General features: G+C 46.3%; 1 protein-coding gene and 1 pseudogene. One reads left to right on the top strand and one right to left on the bottom strand.

Annotation, left to right across the window (positions count from 1 at the left end):
* Positions 1-407: LysE family translocator (locus tag KIV40_RS29145; RefSeq protein ID WP_285352712.1), on the top strand; the 407-nt coding region annotated here is incomplete at its 5' end.
* A 110-nt stretch (positions 408-517) separates the two neighbouring features.
* Here KIV40_RS29145 and KIV40_RS29140 read toward each other — a convergent pair.
* Positions 518-1509: pseudogene (locus tag KIV40_RS29140) on the bottom strand (phospho-sugar mutase); the annotation flags it as partial.

The following is a 1509-nucleotide window of genomic DNA, read 5'->3' as shown; positions in this document are numbered from 1 at the left end:
CTTTGCATCTATTGGGTGGTGCTTATCTGTTGAAGATGGTGTGGGATTGCCTGCGCTCTGACCAAGGTGATGCTCCTGAGTTAACCGATAACTCTGCCGCTAAAGCCTATTACCAAAGAGCGTTGATCAGTAATCTACTTAACCCGAAAGCGCTTGTCTTTTTTGTGATGTTTTTGCCTCAGTTTGTTTCAACCAACATTGAAGCGACATCTGGAGAACAGATGCTGGTTCTAGGCTTACTACTTAATTTGCTAGGTCTGACCTTTAACTTTGCACTGGTTGCTCTCGCTGGCACATTAGGCAAGCCTCTATTAGAAAATGCGCAATTCAGAACGTATCAGCAGAAGGTGATGGGTGGCGTGTTTGTGATTTTGTCACTGTGGATGCTGTCATCATTTGTGGGTTAATCTAAACCAAACTAGTTTGAATAAAAATGGACGCCTGAGCGTCCATTTTTGTATCCAAAAAGCAGTTGATTAAGCGTCTAGTTTATTTTTAAGACGCTGACTTTAAAGCGTTATTGGTTGAGTTCGTTCTGATGCTGTTCAATTAGCTGATTGATATAAACTTCACCACGTTGTACCGCGTCAACATAGTTTTCACCTTGTTCGAACGCCGTGACGGTTTCGTAATACACCTTCACTTTTGGCTCTGTGCCTGAAGGGCGAACAATGATGCGTGAACCATCTTCGAGATGATAAATCAGCACATCACTTGCAGGCAGGTTGATCGCTTCTGTCGCGCCACCAATCGTAATGCGTAGCGAAGATTGTAAGTCTTCAATTACGCGTATTGAAATACCGCCAATGCTACTCGGTTGCTGACTTCTCAGCTTGGAACCGATGGAAGGGGCACTTGGGTCTAAAGCGATGCTTCGCTGCGCATTGGTGTAAAGACCATGCTGCATGTAGATGTCAGCCAACAAGTCCCAAACCGTCTTACCCTTTGATTTCAATTCGTCAACGAGTTGAGCAAATACCACTAGTGCTGACAGACCGTCTTTATCTCGAACTAAGGTGCCCATTGTATAGCCAAGCGCCTCTTCGTAGGCGAAAAGAAACTCATGATTATCGTCTTCCAACTGCATGCCTACGTTGGTGAGCCACTTGAAACCCGTTAAGGTTTGGAAATAGTGCGCACCGTTGGCATTCGCGACCTTCTCTAACAAGGTTGAAGATACGATGCTGTTACCGACCAATTGCGTTTTCGAATAAGACTTCGCTGCAAGGTAGTGAGCAAAGAGCACACCCACCTGATCCCCTGTGAGCATCTTGTAACCGCCTTCTGGCAGTTTAACCGCAACGGCGAATCGGTCTGCATCTGGGTCATTAGCACACGCGATATCAGCATCAACGCTTTGTGCGAGCTGGAGAACCAAATCCATCGCGCCTTTCTCTTCAGGGTTAGGGAAGTTAACCGTAGGGAAGTGTCCATCGGGCTCACGTTGCTCGGCAACACTGAAGACCTTGTGGAACCCATTATCATGAAGGAGATCTTCAGCCATTTGCG

The sequence above is a fragment of the Vibrio sp. D173a genome, assembly GCF_030248475.1.
The sequence above is the reverse complement of the archived record's forward strand: the minus strand, read 5'-3'. Positions and strand labels throughout refer to the sequence as shown.